Source organism: Gordonia sp. KTR9, assembly GCF_000143885.2.
Classification (GTDB): Bacteria; Actinomycetota; Actinomycetes; order Mycobacteriales; family Mycobacteriaceae; genus Gordonia.
Genome location: NC_018581.1, coordinates 2438391 through 2455336 on the forward strand (window position 1 = coordinate 2438391; position 16946 = coordinate 2455336).

Sequence of the window (16946 nt, forward strand, 5' to 3'; positions counted from 1 at the left end):
ATCTGGGTGCAACCACCTCGACACGCCGGTGATTCCCGCGCTGATCCGGGCGGTGTGTCGGAGGGCCTGCAGGGTCGGAACCGATGGCACAGTAGACCGTTGTGACCGAGCCGCGTGCGCCCCGACTGTGCTTGTCCCCTCTGCGCTTGTCCCCTCTGACGGCGGCCGCCTGCCTGGTGGCCGCCGCGGTCCTGCTCTCCGCATGCTCGGTCGCCGGGGAACCCGCGGCGTCCAGTCCGGACCTCTCCGCCCGATCGGTGACGGCCGAGGACTTCCCCGAGGGGGCCGCGAGCAGGATTCCGTCGTCGGCGGTCGCGAACGCTCTGGCCGACGTGACCGGCGCACCGATGCCCGGACAGACGGGCACCCGGGTGTCGCCGCCGGACTGTGCACCGGCTCCCGTCTCCGCCGACGGCGCGGTCGCGTTCCTGGGCCCCGGTCCGGGGGAGCGGTCCACGCTGACCACGGTCGTCGCCGGTGTCGACTCGCCGCTCGAGGACGTGGTCGACCTGGCCGAGCGGTGCCCGCAGACCACGACGACGACATTCGGGGCGTCGTCGACGATCACCACCGAGGTCCTTCCTCCTCCGCCGGGCATGGACGGGGTCGAGACCGCCGCCATCCGTCGCACCATCGTGACCGGCGGCGGCGCCCCCACGACGACGAGTGCCCTCACCCTGCTCGGCGAGCGTGACGGCGTCCGCGTCTACGCCGAATACCGGTGGCCCACAGCGGGCCCGGTGCCGGCGGACGCGGCCGCCGCACTCGATGCGCTCTTCGTCGAGGCGAACGCCGCCGCGTTCGGCTGATTCGTACTCCGCCTGTGCATGACCCGGCCCGGGTTGTCCACAGACTGTGATCGCCGCGGTTGCGGCGTCCGGCGCCGGGTGAAGCTGGCGTCCATGCAGATCCTGGATTCGGGTCCACAGGGCCCCCACGACCCGTCGACGCTGCTCACCTCCGTCCCCGCGCGTCTCGGCTTCCTCCCGGAGCGGTCGATCATCGTGATCGCGTTCGCCGCCGATCGCACCGTGAATGCGACCATGCGACACGACCTCGTCCTCGAGGCCGACGGCAGCCCGACCCGGGAACTCGTCGCCGTCCTCGCCGGGCTGGGCGAGATCACGTCCACCTACGGCGTCGAGGAGATCGTGGTCGTGATCGCCGATGACCGGTACCCCGTCGACGATCACCGCTATCGCCGAATCCTGGCGATGAGCGACCGGTACTTCGGCGAGGTCGGCGGGGTCGCGGCCGGATTCGGACTGGCGGCGTTCGACGCCGGTGCCCGGTGGACGACCATCTGGTGCCCGGAGGATCGGGCCTGGTCCGTCGTCGTGTCCTCGGACGCGGCCGGATGTCTCGCCGACCCGCACACATCCCCGACGGCGATCGCGGAAGCCGTGCGCTCGGGTCGACGAATCCTCACCCGGCGCTCGGAGATGCGGTCCATGCTCGAACCGCTGGACTCCGAGTGCGGCCCATCGCGTCCGCGGCCGGATTGTCACCAGTGCCGCGGCCACGATCTCGATGAGACCGATCGCGGCCGGCCCGACCCCGGTCCCGAGGACATCGAGGAGTCCGCACGGGCGCTGGATCTGGTGATCGGCGCAGTGCTCGGCGCGGACCGGCCGCTGGACTGCGCAGAACTGGACCGGCTGGAGCGGGCCATCCTCCGCCCCGACGTGCGCGACGCCGCACTCGCCCTGTCCGTCACCGAACTCCGGGGCGCGGCCGAACGCCTCTGGCGAGAACTGACCCGGCGCTTGAGTGGGCGCGGAAGGGCAGCTGCCGCAACACTTCTCGCGCATCTGCACTACATCGGCGGGGACGGCGCCTACGCCGGCGTCGCACTCGACGTCGCGCTCGGGTGCGCGGAACCCGGAACGCTGGCCAGGCTGCTGGACAACGCCCTGCGTGCAGGCGTACGCCCGGCCAGGCTGTGGGGCACGATCGACAAGTCGTATGACGCAGCGAAGCGACTCGGCGTCGTCATCCCGGCGGTGACGCTGCGCACCGCCGGGTGACGGTCAGACCTTCGCTGTGTCAGACCTTCTCGACCACCCGCTCGACGAACAACGAGTGCGCCATCTCGGGTGAGAGCTCGAGGCCGTCGTGACCGGGTGTGTCGATGGTGATGGTGCCGGCCGTGTTCGACACCGTCACGCGGGCGTTGGGAACCACGCCCGCCTCACGAAGCGCGGCGATGAGTTCGGTGTCGGACTGCGCGTGCTCCGACAGCCGGCGCACGATCACCGGCACCGTCTCACCCGGCGGGAGGTCGGCGAGGCGGGTGGCGCCGTCGTCGGAACTCGACGCCTCCACTCCCAGAAGTTCCAGGCCCGGGATCGGGTTGCCGTAGGGCGACGTCGTCGGGTACTCCAGCACGGCGAGCAGTCGTCGTTCGACGTTCTCGCTCATCACGTGCTCCCAGCGGCACGCCTCCTCGTGGACCTGGTCCCAGGGCATCCCGATAACGTCGACCAGGAGGCGCTCGGCCAGGCGATGCTTGCGCATCACCGCGACCGCGAGCGAGCGGCCGCGATCGGTCAGTTCGAGGTGCCGGTCTCCGGCGACGCGCAGAAGCCCGTCGCGTTCCATCCGGGCAACGGTCTGCGAGACGGTGGGACCGGACTGGTCCAGTCGCTCGGCGATGCGCGCCCGCAGCGGCACGATGCCTTCTTCTTCGAGATCGTAGATCGTTCGCAAGTACATCTCGGTGGTGTCAACCAGGTCGTTCACGATGCGCAATCCCTTTCGTCCCCGCCAAGATTACCCTGTTTGCGGGCGGTGACCGCGATCTCACCGCGGCCGTGGGCCCGCAGGTGCGATGTGGCGCGGGCCCGCCCGTGTCCGACGCGACATCCGTGGCCGCTGCGCGAGGTGTACCACTAGCCTGAGGTCGTGATCAACACTACGAGTGCCCGATGACGACAGCTGTCATCTGGAGCGAGGACTTCCTGTCCTATCGCTGGGCCCACACGCACCCGATGAACCCGGTCCGACTCGCCCTCACGATGACCCTCGCGCAGAGTCTCGGTGTCCTCGACGGCGTCGAGACGGTCCCGCCGCAGGTCATCGACGACGACGCGCTGACCGTCGTGCACAGCCGCGACTACATCGACGCGGTGCGCGCTGTCGGGTCCGGGACGGCGTCGCTGTCGGGTCCGCTGCTCGAGCGACTGTTCGGGCTCGGCGATGCCGACAACCCGGTCTTCGACGGCATGCACGAGGCCGCGCGGCTGCTCGTCGGTGGCACGCTCGCCGCGGCGCAGACGGTGGTCTCGGGTGCGGCGACGCGCGCGGTCAACATCGGTGGCGGCATGCATCACGCGATGCGCTCGCGCGCCGCCGGATTCTGCATCTACAACGACTGCGCCATCGCGATCAGGTATCTGCTCGACCACGGATACGACCGCATCGCCTACATCGACGTCGACGCCCACCACGGCGACGGCGTCCAGGTCGAGTTCGCGGCCGACCCGCGCGTGATGACGGTGTCGCTGCACCAGCACCCGGCCACCCTGTGGCCGGGCACCGGATGGCCGACGGAGGTGGGTGACGGCGACGCGGCGGGCAGCGCGGTCAACCTGGCCCTCATGCCCAACACCGAGGACCGGCTGTGGCTGCGCGCCTTCCACGCCGTGGTGCCGTCGCTCGTCGCCGAGTTCCGGCCGCAGATCATCATCAGCCAGTGCGGCGCCGACAGCCACCGGGCCGATCCGCTGACCGACCTGTCGCTCACCGTCGACGGCCAGCGCGCGGCGATGATCGCCATGCGCAACCTCGCCGACAAATACTGTGAGGGTCGCTGGATCGCGGTCGGCGGCGGTGGCTACGGCGTGGTGAACGTGGTGCCGCGCAGCTGGACGCACCTGCTGGGGGTCGCCCTCGACCGCGAGGTCGACGTATCGGCGGTCATCGACGAATCCTGGTGTGCCACGGCCGAACAGATCTCCGAGCAGGTTCACTCCGACTATGCCGCCCCGCCCGTTCGGGTCATGGGTGACGGGGGCATCGTCGACTACCAGCCGTGGGCGGGCGACGCCGGCCAGGAGCCACCAGAGGGCGTCGCGCCCAACGCCCAACGCCAGACCGACCGCGCGATCCTCGCCACCCGGCGCGCGGTGTACCCGCTCCATGGTCTCGACCCGGAGGATCCTCGTGACTGACGACGCCACCACCGCAGCATCGGACACCACCGGCGCGGTGGCCGACCAACCCGAACCGCGCAGCCCCTGGGACTACCCGCGGCACTGGATCGCCGACGTGCTGGCCTCCGACGGCGGCGTGGTGCACCTGCGGCCGATCGTGCCCGACGACGCCGACCGCATCGTGGCGTTCCACTCCAAGCTCTCGGAGCGAACGCGCTACATGCGCTATTTCGGTCCGACACCCACACTGCCGCCGCGCGAGGTGGCGCGGATGACGACCGTCGACCACCAGCAGCGGGTCGCCATCGTCGCCGAACTCGGCGGCGAGATCATCGCGGTCGGCATCTACGAAGGACTCGGCTTCGACGGGAAACCCGAATCGGCCGAGGTGGCGTTCGTCGTCGCCGACGAACACCAGGGCCGCGGCCTCGGACCGATCCTGCTCGAACATCTCGCCGGGGCGGCCGCGGAGAACGGCTTCGCCCGCTTCGAGGCCGAGGTCCTCAGCGAGAACCCGAACATGGTCGCCGTCTTCCGCGACGCCGGGTATCAGCTCGCGCGCAGCTTCGACGGCTCGACCGTGCACGTCGAGTTCCTCATCGACCCGACCGAGGCGCTGCTGTCGGTGCGCAACGCCCGGGAACGCGCCTCGGAGGCCCGCAGCGTCGCGAACCTGCTGCGTCCGACTTCGGTCGCGGTCATCGGCGCCTCGACCGACCCGAACAAGGTCGGCAATGCGCTGCTGGCGAACATCATCGCCGGAGGTTTCACCGGACCGGTGTTCCCGGTCAACGGTCCCGCCCGGGTGGCGGAGGACGAGCCCGAGCGGGGGAGGCGAGGGCCCGGTCGTGAACCGCTGCCGGCGCGTCGCCGCACCCGCGAACGACCGCCGTCGGTGCGCGGCATCCGGGCGTACGAGACCGTGCGCGACATCCCCGACCCCGTCGACCTCGCGGTGGTCGCGGTGCCGGCCGCCCGTGTGGACGACGTGCTCGACGACTGTCTGGTCAAGGGCGTGCGCACGCTCGTCGTGGTGTCGTCGGGTTTCGGTGAGTCCGGCGAGGAGGAGGGGCTCGAGAACGAGCGTCGGCTCGTCGCCCAGGTCCGCGAACACGGAATGCGTCTGGTCGGGCCGAATGCGCTGGGAGTGGCGAACAACGACCCGACGGTCGCACTCAACGCGACCCTGGCCCCACGAATCCCGGGTGCCGGGCGGGTCGGATTCTTCTGCCAGTCCGGCGCGCTCGGGATCGCGATCCTCGACACCGCGGCCCGGCGCCAGATCGGACTGTCGACGTTCGCCTCGGCCGGCAACCGCGCGGACGTCTCCGGCAACGACCTGTTGCAGTACTGGGACACCGACGCCACCACCGACGTCATCCTGCTCTATCTCGAGAGCTTCGGTAATCCGCGCAAGTTCTCCCGGATCTCGCGGCGGGTCTCGCGCTCGAAGCCGATCATCGCGGTCAAGTCCGGCCGTGGTGCGATGACACCGGTCCGCGCGGCGCGTTCGGCGGCCACCCTCGACGATCAGATCGCCCGGATGATGCTCGAACAGGCCGGCGTGATCCAGGTCGACACGATCCCCGAGCTGTTCGACTGCGCGGCCGTGTTCGCCTATCAGCCGCTTCCGCGCGGGCCGCGCGTCCGCATCATCGGCAACTCCTCGGTGCTCGGCAGCCTGGCCGCGGACACCGCGCGCAACGGAGGCCTTGAGGTCGTCGACACCGTCGATCTCGGCGCCGGTGCCTCCGAGGAGGAGTTCGAGTCGACGGTCTCGGCGGCGATGGCCGATCCGGGTGTCGACGCGATCATCGTCGTCTTCGTGCCGCCGGTCGCGGTCGGCGCCGACTGGCACGCGCGGGCACTCATGGCGGCGGCGAACACGCCCGACGCCGATGCCGACAAGCCGATCGTCACGACCTTCCTCGCGGTCGACGGCATTCCGCCGGGCCTGACCAGGCCGGGGCCGGGCGGCATGCCGACGAAGGGCTCGATCCCGTCGTACGGCTCACCCGAGCGCGCCGCGGCCTCGCTGGCCCGTGCCTGGCAGTACGCCCGGTGGCGGCTGAGGCCGGAGTCCGTCGTCCACCGCCCCGAGGGCACGGATCCCGAGGCGGCGCGGACGTTCGTGCGTGAGGCCATGGCGGGTGAGGGTGCCGTCGATCGACCGGTCGAGCGGTTGCTCGGACATGTGGAGTCGGCGAAGCTGTTGCGCTGGTACGGCATCGACGTGGTCCCGTTCCGCGAGGTCACCACGATGCACGAGGCGTCGGCCGCGGCGCGTGAGCTGGGACTCCCGGTGGCCGTGAAGGCGACATCGGACAAGTGGCGCGGCCGTCTCGACCGCGAGGGTGCGCGTCTGGACCTACCGGACGCGACGTCCGTGGTGACCGCGTTCGCCGAACTCACCGAGCTCACCGGTGATCGCGTGCTGCACGTACAGAAGATGGCGCCGAAGGGCGTCGGCACCGTCATCCGGGTACGCGACGATCCGTCATTCGGCTCGGTGATGTCGTTCGGTCTGTCCGGGCGCACCTTCGACCTACTGGGCGATCACGGGTACCGCGCCGTCCCGTTGTCCGATCTCGATGCGCGTGAACTGATCGAGGAGCCGCGTTCGGCGCCCCTGTTGTCGGGCTACCGGGGGGAGGAGCCGGCGGACAAGGAGGCGCTCGCCGACCTGTTGCTCCGCATCTCGACGCTGGTCGACGACATCCCGGAGGTCCGCGCGGTGGTCTGCGACCCGATCCTGGCCTCGGTCGACGGTGCGGCCGTCCTCAACGCCCGGATACGAGTGGGTCCGGTGCCCGACAGGCGGGACACCGGACCCAGACGACTCGGTTGACCGAGGACTCAGTGAGGCGACGAGCTGGGCGTGCGGGGACGCTCAGCTCGCGTAGGCGCGCAGGCGCTCGGCACGGTCACCGTGGCGGAGCTTGCCCATGACCTCGCGCTCGATCTGTCGCACGCGTTCGCGCGACAGCCCGAACATGCGGCCGATCTGGTCCAGGGTGCGCGGCTGGCCGTCGTCGAGGCCGTAGCGCATCCGGATGACCTGCTGCTCCCGCTCGTCCAGCGTCGCGAGGACGGCGCGGATGTCGGAGTGCAGGAGTCCGGCGATCACGGCGTTCTCGGCCGACGTGGCCTCGGCGTCCTCGATGAAGTCACCGAGGGGTGCCTCTTCGTCGCTGCCCACCGGCATGTCCAGGCTCACCGGATCGCGGCTGTGGTCGAGCAGGTCCGCGATCTTCTCGGCGGGGATGCCCGATTCGTTGGCCAGTTCGTCGTCGGTCGCCTCGCGACCGAGCTGCTGGTGCAGCTCGCGCTTGATGCGGGCCAACTTGTTGACCTGCTCCACCAGGTGGACGGGGAGCCGGATCGTGCGGCTCTGATCCGCCATCCCGCGGGTGATCGCCTGACGGATCCACCACGTCGCGTAGGTCGAGAACTTGAAGCCCTTGGCGTAGTCGAACTTCTCCATCGCACGGATCAGACCCAGGTTGCCCTCCTGGATCAGGTCGAGGAGCGGCATGCCGCGACCCGTGTACCGCTTGGCCAGCGACACGACCAGGCGGAGGTTCGCCTCGAGCAGGTGGGCACGGGCGGCCTCACCTTCGCGGACGACGACCGCCAGATCGCGCTTCTTGGCGGCGGAGAGCCGCTTCTTGGTCGCCAGAACGTGTTTGGCGTAGAGGCCGGCCTCGATCTGCTTGGCGAGTTCGACCTCCTGCTCCGCGTTGAGGAGAGCGGTACGACCAATTCCGTTCAGATAGACACGGACCAGATCCGCCGCTGGAGACTGGGCGTCGAGATCTTGTTCGGTCATCGCCGGCCGAGTACCCGGAGGGGTGACTTCGGCGAAACCTTTGGTCGGGGTCGAACGTGCAACTGTCGAGCGTGACATGCGGCCTCCTGACTTGAGTGCGTTCACTGGGTCCAACGTCCATGTGCGGCCGATAGTTCCCGAGAGTGCTTCGGAGCAAACCTCGATGAGGCTTGGTGACCTGCGCATTCTTTTTGGCGGCTCGACAACCGGCTGAGAAGTTGCTGAGATGTCGCGCGCGAAGGAACCGGCGCGAGATGGCCGGGGTGGCGGTGACGGACCTGTCGGTCGCGAACGCGTGGAGGCGGCGTCGTGTCAGGCGCGGGGATCGTCGGGTTCGACGACCTGCCCGTCGACGGTGCGGGACAGCTGCTGATCGGTGTCGGTGAGGGCCGGTGGGCCCACGACGTGGTGGTCGGCGCCGTACTTGTACTGCGGGACCTCGCCGCGTTTGCGCGGCGGACGGTCGTTGGCGATCAGGACCGCGGCCCACGGCAGCGGGATGGAGATCGCGACGATCGCCAGCGCCAGGAGTCCGGACCCGGTGATCCCGTAGGCGACCCCGGCGATCAGGAGTGCCGGGACACGAAAAGCCATGAGGAACAGGTACTTCCGCACGCGCGCCCGGTGCTGGGCCTCCAACGAGTCCGATGCGTCGGTGATCAGGTAGGTCTCCGCGCCGGAGCGTTTCGACACGGGGTGGCCGTGCTCGTCGCCGTGCGGTGACGTGCTGCTGTGGCCGTACTGACCGCGACCGGTCTCACCCATGGATTCCCTTTGTTCGAACACTCTCTCCACTGTCCCACTTTCGATGTGGGATTGCACCCGCGCGGATTCTCGACTCCGGTGTTCCGTCGCGCGGCCGTTGACGCACAATGTAGGTATGGGAACCGAAACCATCGAACGCCCGGACCTCGACGAATGGTCCGACACCAAGACCGACGAGCGTCCCGATGCCGACGCGACCGATCGGGATGACGACGACCGCCCCAAGTTCTTCCACTACGTGAAGAAGAACAAGATCGCCGAGAGTGCGGTCATGGGAAACCACGTCGTCGCCCTGTGCGGCGAGACCTTCCCGGTGACGCGGTCGGCCAAGCCCGGGTCTCCGGTGTGCCCGAAGTGCAAGAAGATCTACAGCAAGATGCGTAAGTAGCGGCTGCCCGCACGTGCCGACGCGGTTGGCCGGTCCCGGTACCGGTCAGCCGCGTTCGCGTTCCCGGGGATGTCTGCGGATCGGACCGGAGGACAGCCGGTCGGGCAGGGTCCGGAGTTGTCCGGTGAAGTCCGAGGTCTGCGAATTCACCCAGTGCCGCACCTGGGTGGTGGTCGATGCCTTCGCCGGCCAGAACTGTTGCACGGCGGCGTTGAACTCGGCGCCGATCACGATGCCAAATCCCAGCGAGAACGTGAAGAGCAGGAAGGCGATCGGGGTGGCCAGCGCTCCGTAGGACACCCCGGCCTCGGTGATCTTGGTCAGGTAGATCCGCAGCAGGTAACTCGCGAGCCAGAAGAACACGCCCGCCACGACGGCGCCGCCGATCAGCCGGTGCCACGGCAGGGGATTGGGCAGCGCGAGGTGGTAGAGCGTCGTCAGGACGAACAGCAGCAGCACGGCGACGAAGGGGAAGTAGCCGTAGTCGATGAGGGTGGTGACGAAGGAACCCCACGACTCCGGCACGATCGCCCGGAGGTAGTTCGGTCCGAGGGCGACGAGGGGGAGCAGGAACACCGCCACGCTCAGGAATCCGACGTAGAGGAACAGTGCGAAGAACCGCTGCCACACCGGATTCCGGACCTCGTGCTGGTCGTGGGCGTGGGCGATCGAGGCGATGAAGCACGAGACGGCCGACGATCCCGCCCACAGCGACAGGACGAAACCGACCGACATCAGTCCGATCCGGCCGCGTCCGAGCACGCTGTCGACCGTGGGGGTGATCAGATCGTCGACGACGGTAGGGGTGAAGGTCCGGTCGGCGAAGTCGACGATGCGGGCGTAGACGACGTCGACGGTGTCGGGGCCGAACCAACCGGACACGTATCCGACCGAACCGAGCAGCCCGAGCAGCAGCGGTGGCAGCGACAGCGCCTGCCAGAACGCGGCCTGGGCGGCCCAGCCGATGATCCCGTCGTCCCATGACTTGACGATGGTGCGCCAGATCACGCGATGGATGTTCGGAAGTACCGGCAATGCTGGCCCGGTCGAGGCCTCGGCCCGTACCGGGTCGTCGTTTCCCGGCTTCTGCGGATGATCCGCGTCGTGGAGCACCTCGACGTCGCCGGATGCCGGGGCGGCTCGTGGCGCAGCGCGCAGGGGTTCGGTCGCGGTGTCGTCGAGCGGGGCGGTGATCGCCGCGGACATCGGCGCGGGCGGCGGCACCGGGCGCAGGCTCGGCGCAGCCACCGACGACGTGTCGTCGGCCAGCGGGACCGGATTCCTCTTGCGCGTTGTGATGAGTTCAATATCCCTGATCGGAGGGGCAGTTGGGTACTCGGGTCACCAGGCGAGTCGTTCGGATCGCCCACGAGGGGCGGCTTCCGGGGCCATCTCGGCCCGATGTCGGGATGCGGGAGCTGTCGCCCTTCGGCGGTACCATTGGCGGGTCCCCTTGGGCGCGGGTCCCGCACGCGAGGGGTCATTTCATGTCCGGCAGTACCCGCACCCGTGGAGGAGCAGCACAGAAGGTGACGTCAGCCGAACCCTCCGCCAGCAGCCCGTCCGGGTCCGCGAGTGCCGGACCCACATTCCAGCTCCGCGCCTGGCAGCGTCGTGCGCTGACCAAGTACCTGACGCAGAAGCCGAAGGACTTCCTCGCCGTGGCGACCCCCGGCGCGGGAAAGACGACGTTCGGTCTGCGCATCGCCCGCGAACTCCTCGACGACCGCACCGTCGACAAGATCACCGTCGTGGCGCCGACCGAGCATCTGAAGCACCAGTGGGCCGAGGCCGCGGCGCGGGTCGGGATCGCACTCGATTCCCGTTTCACCAACGCCGCCGGACAGACCAGCACGGACTTCCATGGCGTCGTGGTCACCTACGCACAGGTGGCCGCCCATCCGGCTCGGCATCGGGTGCGCACCGAGAACTACCGCACCCTGGTCATCCTCGACGAGATCCACCACGGCGGCGACGCCAAGTCCTGGGGTGAGGCGATCCGCGAGGCCTTCGACGACGCGGAGCGCCGGTTGCTGCTGACGGGTACACCGTTCCGCTCCGACGACTCGCCGATCCCGTTCGTCACCTACGAACCGGAGGCCGGTGGGCACCAGCGGTCCAAGGCCGACCACACGTACGGCTACGCCGACGCCCTGAAGGACGGCGTCGTCCGCCCGGTGGTGTTCCTCGCCTACTCCGGCGAGGCCAGCTGGCGGGACAGCGCGGGCGAGGAGTACACCGCGCGTCTGGGCGAACCGCTCTCGGCCGAGCACACCACCCGCGCCTGGCGCACCGCCCTCGATGCGCACGGCGATTGGATTCCGGCGGTGCTCACGGCCGCGCACACCCGCCTCGGCCAGCTGCGCGCGACCGGCACGCCGGACGCGGGCGGCCTGGTCATCGCCACCGATCAGACCGCGGCCCGCGACTACGCCGAACTCCTCACCGCCATCACCGGCAAAGAACCCACGCTGGTGCTCTCCGACGACCCGAAGTCGTCGTCGCGGATCGGCCAGTTCGCCGCGTCCACCGACGAGTGGATGGTCGCGGTCCGCATGGTGTCCGAAGGTGTCGACGTGCCGCGCCTGGCCGTGGGCGTGTACGCCACGAGCTCGTCGACGCCGCTGTTCTTCGCGCAGGCCATCGGCCGCTTCGTGCGGTCGCGTCGTCCTGGTGAGACCGCGAGCGTCTTCTTGCCGTCGGTACCGGTGCTGCTCGACCTGGCCAGCCAGATGGAGGTCGAGCGCGACCACGTGCTCGGCAAGCCGCACCGCGAGAGCGACGGCCTCGACGACCAGTTGCTGATCGATGCCAACAAGCAGGAGGACGAGCCGGGGGAGGACGAGCCGAAGTTCCAGTCGCTCCATGCCGACGCCGAACTCGATCAGGTGATCTTCGACGGCACGTCGTTCGGCACGGCGACGTTCGCGGGCAGCGATGAGGAATCGGACTATCTGGGTCTGCCCGGACTGCTCGACGCCGATCAGGTGCGCGCGCTCCTGCGTAAACGGCAGGAGGATCAGGTCACGGCGCGGACGGCCGCCGCGTCGACCTCGGACTCGTCGGCGAGCTCAGCCCAGCCGACCCCGGGCCGGCCTCCGGGGACGACCGGCGAGAACCTGCATGCCCTGCGCAAGGAACTGAACACCCTCGTCGCGATGCATCACCATCGCACGGGCAAGCCGCACGGCATGGTGCACAACGAGCTACGGACCCGGCTGGGCGGACCGCCGACCGCGATGGCGAGCGCCGAGCAGCTCAAGGAACGGATCGCCGCACTGCGCGAGTGGCGCTGACACGACAGAGCCCGGCCGGATGATTCCGGCCGGGCTCTGTGCGTTGGAACGCCCGTGTCAGATCGTCGGAGGTGTCAGACCAACTCGCCGGCGGACTCGACGACGGTGGCGCTCAGCTCGACGAGACGGGCTTCGTGCTCATTGAAGTGGTGGCGGCAGAAGAGAAGTTCGCCGCCCTTGGGCAGGACGGCCCGTACCTTGGCTGCAGCGCCGCAGCGATCGCAGCGATCGGCGGCTGTGAGCGGCAGGTAGATCGGGGCTGTGGTGGCGATGTCAGTCATGGTTGTCGTTCCTCCGTCCCGGTCCGGCGCCGGTGTCCGGTCGCCTTCCCTTCGAGCCGACACATCCGGGCGATGCGTCAACCTCACTCTGTCAGACGCTCGAGGCGTTCGTATTGTTCCGGGGGTGCGCTCGGTGTGTCGTCACTCACCGTTTACATCGCGCAACAACTGAACAACGAATGCCTGAACGCAATGCGACCCGGCCATGGGGGCCGGGTCGCACCACTCTACGTGTTCTTCGCGGGTCGGGTCGGGCCGGTCAGCTCGTCCGGGTGGGGGAGTGCGTTCCGCTTGCGCCCCCATCGGGTTCGGCTGCGGACTCGGTGGCCGGGATGTCGGACGTCGACGCTGTCCCGGTGCCGGACCGGTCCGCGCCCTCGGCACCCACAAGTGCCTCTTCCTGCTCCTCGCGGAAGTGGGTGACCGCGTCCGAGGACTCGTTCTCCCGGTCGCGCAGGTACTCGCGGAGCGAGTAGGCGAAGGCCGCGGCCCAGGCGATGGCGATCACGATGTAGAAGACGTTGCGCACCGAGGCCGGGGCATCGATGAAGTCGCTCTTCAACAGGCTGCGCGTGTTGGTGAGCACGATCAGGCCGCCGACCGAGGCGCCGAGCAGACGCGGCGGGATGTGGCGCACGAGCCATGCCGCGATCGGCGCGGCGATCACGCCGCCGACGAGGATGGCGCCGACCCACGCGAAGTTGATGCCCTGCGAACCGAGGCTGAACAGGAAGCCGAGGCTCGCGGCGACGGCGATGATGAACTCGCTCGTGTCGATCGAACCGATCACCTTGCGGGGTTCGAGGCGGCCGCTGGCCAGGATGGCCGGGGTGCCGACAGGCCCCCAGCCGCCGCCACCGGTGGCGTCGACGAATCCGGCGACGAACCCGAGGGGGCTCAGGAACCGCTTGCGCAGCGGCTTGCCGAGATTGTGGCGGGGAATGCCCTGAAAGGTGAACCGCACCAGGATGTAGAGGCCGAGCAGCAACAGGATCACGGCCATGACGGGCGCTGCGGTCTCGGTGGAGAGACTCGACAGGATCGTCGCGCCGAGGAATGCGCCGATGGCGCCCGGGATCGCGATCCGGCGCACGACCCGCCAGTCGACGTTGCCGAACTTCCAGTGCGAGACACCGGACACCAGCGTGGTGCCGATCTCGGCCAGGTGCACGGTGGCCGATGCGGCAGCCGGGTTGGTGCCGATGGCGAGTAGGAGGGTCGTGGTGGTGACGCCGTAAGCCATGCCGAGACTGCCGTCGACGAGCTGAGCAGCAAAGCCGACGAGGCCGATCAGGACAATCGTTCTCATAGGAGATCTTTCCGGGAAGTCACGCCGTCAGGGGCGTGGAGAGGCTGGGCGGACACGATGCGGCCGCGAGAGATGAAGCGCAGGGTGGGGACGCGGTGTCGGTCCCAGGACGGGGTGGGTCGCGTCACCGACACAGCATCGAGGCCGTACGCAGCAGGTCAACGGCGGCGCGGCGCACCAGCATGGCGCCACGTCTGTTCCCGGTCACTGCGTAAGTCACCGCGTCATCTTATGTAGAGCCAGTTCGAAATCCGACTTCGCGGCCGTGTCGAAATCGTCGCGCGCAGAAACCTTGACAGATGTCGGGTGTGCGGCTAACCGCAGAAGCAGACGCCCCCGGCGCCTGGGAGGCGCCGGGGGCGTGTGTCTGCTGGTTGCGGAGTGCTAGTCCAGGTAGTCGCGCAGGACCTGCGAACGCGACGGGTGGCGCAGTTTCGACATGGTCTTGGACTCGATCTGGCGGATGCGCTCTCGGGTCACCCCGTACACCTGCCCGATCTCGTCGAGGGTGCGGGGCTGCCCGTCGGTGAGACCGAAGCGCAGGCGGACGACACCCGCCTCACGCTCGGACAGCGTTTCCAGGACCGACTGCAGCTGGTCCTGCAGCAACGTGAAGCTGACCGCGTCGACCGCGACCACGGCTTCGGAGTCCTCGATGAAGTCACCGAGCTGGCTGTCGCCCTCGTCGCCGATGGTCTGGTCCAGCGAAATGGGTTCCCGGGCGTACTGCTGGATCTCCAGCACCTTCTCCGGAGTGATGTCCATTTCCTTGGCGAGCTCCTCGGGAGTCGGCTCGCGGCCGAGGTCCTGGAGGAGTTCGCGCTGGATGCGACCGAGCTTGTTGATGACCTCGACCATGTGCACCGGGATACGGATCGTGCGGGCCTGGTCGGCCATGGCCCGGGTGATCGCCTGACGGATCCACCAGGTGGCGTAGGTCGAGAACTTGTAACCCTTGGTGTAGTCGAACTTCTCGACCGCGCGGATCAGACCGAGGTTGCCCTCCTGGATCAGATCCAGGAACGCCATGCCGCGGCCGGTGTACCGCTTGGCCAGCGAGACGACGAGTCGGAGGTTCGCCTCGAGCAGGTGGTTCTTGGCGCGGTTGCCGTCGCGCGAGATCCAGTTGAGGTCACGCTTCTGGGCGGTGCTCAGCTTCTCGCCGGCGTCCATGATGCGTCGGAGACGTTCGGTGGCGAACAGCCCCGCCTCGATCCGCTTGGCGAGCTCGACCTCTTCCTCGGCATTGAGGAGGGCGACCTTGCCGATCTGCTTCAGATACGCGCGGACGCTGTCGGCGGAGGCGGTGAGTTCGGCGTCCTTGCGCGCCTGGCGCAGAGCCTCCGACTCCTCCTCGTCCCACACGAAGTCGCCGGATTTGGCGGCGGCTGCCTCGTCCTTGGAGGCGGCCGCGGCGGTGGCGGGACCCGCGCCGGCGGCCGGGGTCTTCGCGGACTCCTCGTCGTCCGACTCGTCGTCGTCGACCTCCAGGTCTTCGATTTCGACGTCTTCGAGCTCCGCGTCGGGGCCGTCGATGTCGTCGATCGAGTCCGGGTCGTCGGGCTCGGCGCTCGGATCGTCGCCGGACCCCTCAGCGGAGGCGCCCTTCTTGGCGGCCTTCTTCGGCGCTGCCTTCTTGGTCGCCTTCTTCGCTGCTGCCTTTTTGGCGGGCGCCTTGCGGGCGGCGGTCTTCTTCGCAGCCTTCTTGGCGGTCCGCTTGGCCGGGGCGTCGGTCGCGGCGGGGGTCGACTCGGTCGACTCCTCGGCCTCTACATCACCCTGGTGGGTCGTGATGGCTGCCACGTACAACCTTTCGAACTGTCTTCTATGGTGTCGTCCGTCGTCTGTCACCAGACGTGACACGGCAGCACGAGCCGCCGTGGACGAGGTCTTGGTTTCTCGGTTGGAATGACCGGTGACGACCATTGTAACGACATCGCCGTGTCCGGTGTGTCAAAGACCTGGTCAATGCACGCGTGGCGCTAGGTTTTGAGCCCCCGCGAGACCGCCATGGCGGCACCCACGATGCCGGCGGTGTTCAGCAGCACCGCGGGGACCACGGGCGTGTCATTGGTCAACAGCGGAATCCACTTGTCGGACTTGCGGCTGATGCCGCCGCCCGCGATGAACAGCTTCGGCCAGAAGAGGGCCTCGTAGGTCTTCAGGACCTCGGAGACCTTCTCGGTCCACTTCTCGTATGACCAACCCTTCTCGTCCCGGACGCGAGAGGACGCCTGGTGCTCGGCTTCCTTCTTGCCGACCTGGAGATGACCGAGCTCGGTGTTCGGCACGAGGGTTCCGTCGATCAGGATCGCCGACCCGATGCCGGTTCCGAACGTCAGCAGCATCACGACCCCGGCGACGTCCTTGCCCGCGCCGTACGCGTCCTCGGCCATCCCCGCGGCGTCGGCGTCGTTGAGCACCGACACCTGCCTGCCGTCGAGGTGCTTGCTGAAGAGGTCGTAGACGTCCGTACCGATCCAGGCCTTGTCGATGTTGGCGGCCGTGCGCATGATCCCGTCGGTGACGACGCCGGGCAGGGTGATGCCCACCGGTCCGGTCCAGTCGAAATGTGCCACGACCTCGGCCACCTTGTCGGCGACGGCGTCGGGGGTCGCCGGCTGCGGGGTCAGCACCTTGAACCGCTCGCCGACGAGTTCACCGGAATCGAGATCGACGATCCCGCCCTTGATCCCGGAACCGCCGACGTCGACCCCGAAACCGAGGTTGGTCGGAGGTGTCGGATCGTCGGGGTCGGACGATCCAGGGACGGACGTATCGGTCATGGCGGGGCTCCCTGTCGGGGTCGGCGGCAATCGTGGTCCAGGCTATCCACGTGACCCGCCGAACGTGCGACATCGCAACGCATGTCGACACGATCGGCCCGGGCGAGGCGAGAGATCGGTCACCGCGATCGGCGGTGC

Annotated in this window: 14 protein-coding genes; 6 read left to right on the plus strand and 8 right to left on the minus strand. The window is 68.8% G+C overall.

The window, feature by feature from the left end:
- The first annotated feature begins 146 nt into the window (after nucleotides 1–146).
- The gene (locus tag KTR9_RS11865; RefSeq protein WP_238554101.1) at nucleotides 147–809 is read left to right on the plus strand and encodes a hypothetical protein; all 663 of its coding nucleotides are present in this window, start codon (nucleotides 147–149) and stop codon (nucleotides 807–809) included.
- Nucleotides 810–902: 93 nt separating this feature from the next.
- Nucleotides 903–2027: a DUF4192 domain-containing protein gene (locus KTR9_RS11870; RefSeq protein WP_014926560.1), complete on the plus strand. Its 1125-nt coding sequence runs from the start codon at nucleotides 903–905 to the stop codon at nucleotides 2025–2027.
- A 19-nt stretch (nucleotides 2028–2046) separates the two neighbouring features.
- Here KTR9_RS11870 and KTR9_RS11875 read toward each other — a convergent pair whose 3' ends face one another.
- The gene (locus KTR9_RS11875) at nucleotides 2047–2742 is read right to left on the minus strand and encodes a metal-dependent transcriptional regulator (protein WP_010840872.1); all 696 of its coding nucleotides are present in this window, start codon (nucleotides 2740–2742) and stop codon (nucleotides 2047–2049) included.
- Nucleotides 2743–2927: 185 nt separating this feature from the next.
- Between KTR9_RS11875 and KTR9_RS11880 the strand changes: the two genes are divergently transcribed.
- Both KTR9_RS11880 and KTR9_RS11885 read left to right on the plus strand, forming a co-directional pair.
- Entirely contained in the window at nucleotides 2928–4172 is a 1245-nt protein-coding gene (locus tag KTR9_RS11880) for an acetoin utilization protein AcuC (protein ID WP_044506538.1), read from the plus strand.
- Nucleotides 4165–7002, plus strand: coding sequence for a bifunctional acetate--CoA ligase family protein/GNAT family N-acetyltransferase (locus KTR9_RS11885; protein WP_014926563.1), 2838 nt, complete (start codon nucleotides 4165–4167; stop codon nucleotides 7000–7002). Before KTR9_RS11880 ends, KTR9_RS11885 begins: the two co-directional genes overlap by 8 nt.
- Before the next feature lie 42 nt (nucleotides 7003–7044).
- Here KTR9_RS11885 and KTR9_RS11890 read toward each other — a convergent pair whose 3' ends face one another.
- Together KTR9_RS11890 and KTR9_RS11895 are read right to left on the minus strand one after the other, a co-directional pair.
- Nucleotides 7045–7983 (minus strand): sigma-70 family RNA polymerase sigma factor, encoded by a 939-nt coding sequence (locus KTR9_RS11890; RefSeq protein WP_193363244.1) that lies wholly within the window; start codon nucleotides 7981–7983, stop codon nucleotides 7045–7047.
- Between the two features lie 312 nt (nucleotides 7984–8295).
- Nucleotides 8296–8748, minus strand: a complete 453-nt coding sequence (locus KTR9_RS11895; protein WP_014926565.1) for a DUF3099 domain-containing protein — start codon at nucleotides 8746–8748, stop codon at nucleotides 8296–8298.
- A 115-nt stretch (nucleotides 8749–8863) separates the two neighbouring features.
- Here KTR9_RS11895 and KTR9_RS11900 point away from each other — a divergent pair, with 115 nt between their 5' ends.
- A complete protein-coding gene (locus KTR9_RS11900) occupies nucleotides 8864–9136 on the plus strand; it encodes a DUF3039 domain-containing protein (protein WP_010840877.1) in 273 nt (90 codons plus the stop codon).
- Between the two features lie 45 nt (nucleotides 9137–9181).
- On the opposite strand, the gene KTR9_RS11905 is transcribed toward KTR9_RS11900, so the two are convergent.
- Nucleotides 9182–10384, minus strand: coding sequence for a YihY/virulence factor BrkB family protein (locus KTR9_RS11905; protein ID WP_014926566.1), 1203 nt, complete (start codon nucleotides 10382–10384; stop codon nucleotides 9182–9184).
- Between the two features lie 281 nt (nucleotides 10385–10665).
- Here KTR9_RS11905 and KTR9_RS11910 point away from each other — a divergent pair, with 281 nt between their 5' ends.
- Nucleotides 10666–12432, plus strand: a complete 1767-nt coding sequence (locus tag KTR9_RS11910; protein WP_010840879.1) for a DEAD/DEAH box helicase — start codon at nucleotides 10666–10668, stop codon at nucleotides 12430–12432.
- Between the two features lie 74 nt (nucleotides 12433–12506).
- Here KTR9_RS11910 and KTR9_RS11915 read toward each other — a convergent pair whose 3' ends face one another.
- From KTR9_RS11915 to ppgK, 4 genes are all read right to left on the minus strand, one after another.
- Complete coding sequence (locus tag KTR9_RS11915) at nucleotides 12507–12713, minus strand: DUF7455 domain-containing protein (RefSeq protein ID WP_004018852.1); 207 nt, start codon at nucleotides 12711–12713, stop codon at nucleotides 12507–12509.
- 259 nt (nucleotides 12714–12972) lie between these two features.
- Nucleotides 12973–14022: a sulfite exporter TauE/SafE family protein gene (locus KTR9_RS11920; RefSeq protein ID WP_014926568.1), complete on the minus strand. Its 1050-nt coding sequence runs from the start codon at nucleotides 14020–14022 to the stop codon at nucleotides 12973–12975.
- A gap of 384 nt (nucleotides 14023–14406) precedes the next feature.
- Nucleotides 14407–15948, minus strand: a complete 1542-nt coding sequence (locus KTR9_RS11925; RefSeq protein WP_081637163.1) for an RNA polymerase sigma factor — start codon at nucleotides 15946–15948, stop codon at nucleotides 14407–14409.
- Between the two features lie 56 nt (nucleotides 15949–16004).
- Nucleotides 16005–16808, minus strand: coding sequence for a polyphosphate--glucose phosphotransferase (gene ppgK / locus KTR9_RS11930; RefSeq protein ID WP_010840882.1), 804 nt, complete (start codon nucleotides 16806–16808; stop codon nucleotides 16005–16007).
- Nucleotides 16809–16946: the final 138 nt, after the last annotated feature.

Bases quoted from the DNA above. Each gene is read 5' to 3' on its own strand.
- KTR9_RS11870 (WP_014926560.1), top strand. From the start codon at position 903: ATGCAGATCCTGGATTCGGGTCCACAGGGCCCCCACGACCCGTCGACG.
- KTR9_RS11880 (WP_044506538.1), top strand. From the start codon at position 2,928: ATGACGACAGCTGTCATCTGGAGCGAGGACTTCCTGTCCTATCGCTGG.
- KTR9_RS11890 (WP_193363244.1), bottom strand. From the start codon at position 7,983: ATGACCGAACAAGATCTCGACGCCCAGTCTCCAGCGGCGGATCTGGTC.
- KTR9_RS11895 (WP_014926565.1), bottom strand. From the start codon at position 8,748: ATGGGTGAGACCGGTCGCGGTCAGTACGGCCACAGCAGCACGTCACCG.
- KTR9_RS11900 (WP_010840877.1), top strand. From the start codon at position 8,864: ATGGGAACCGAAACCATCGAACGCCCGGACCTCGACGAATGGTCCGAC.
- KTR9_RS11915 (WP_004018852.1), bottom strand. From the start codon at position 12,713: ATGACTGACATCGCCACCACAGCCCCGATCTACCTGCCGCTCACAGCC.
- KTR9_RS11920 (WP_014926568.1), bottom strand. From the start codon at position 14,022: ATGAGAACGATTGTCCTGATCGGCCTCGTCGGCTTTGCTGCTCAGCTC.
- KTR9_RS11925 (WP_081637163.1), bottom strand. From the start codon at position 15,948: ATGGTCGTCACCGGTCATTCCAACCGAGAAACCAAGACCTCGTCCACG.
- ppgK (WP_010840882.1), bottom strand. From the start codon at position 16,808: ATGACCGATACGTCCGTCCCTGGATCGTCCGACCCCGACGATCCGACA.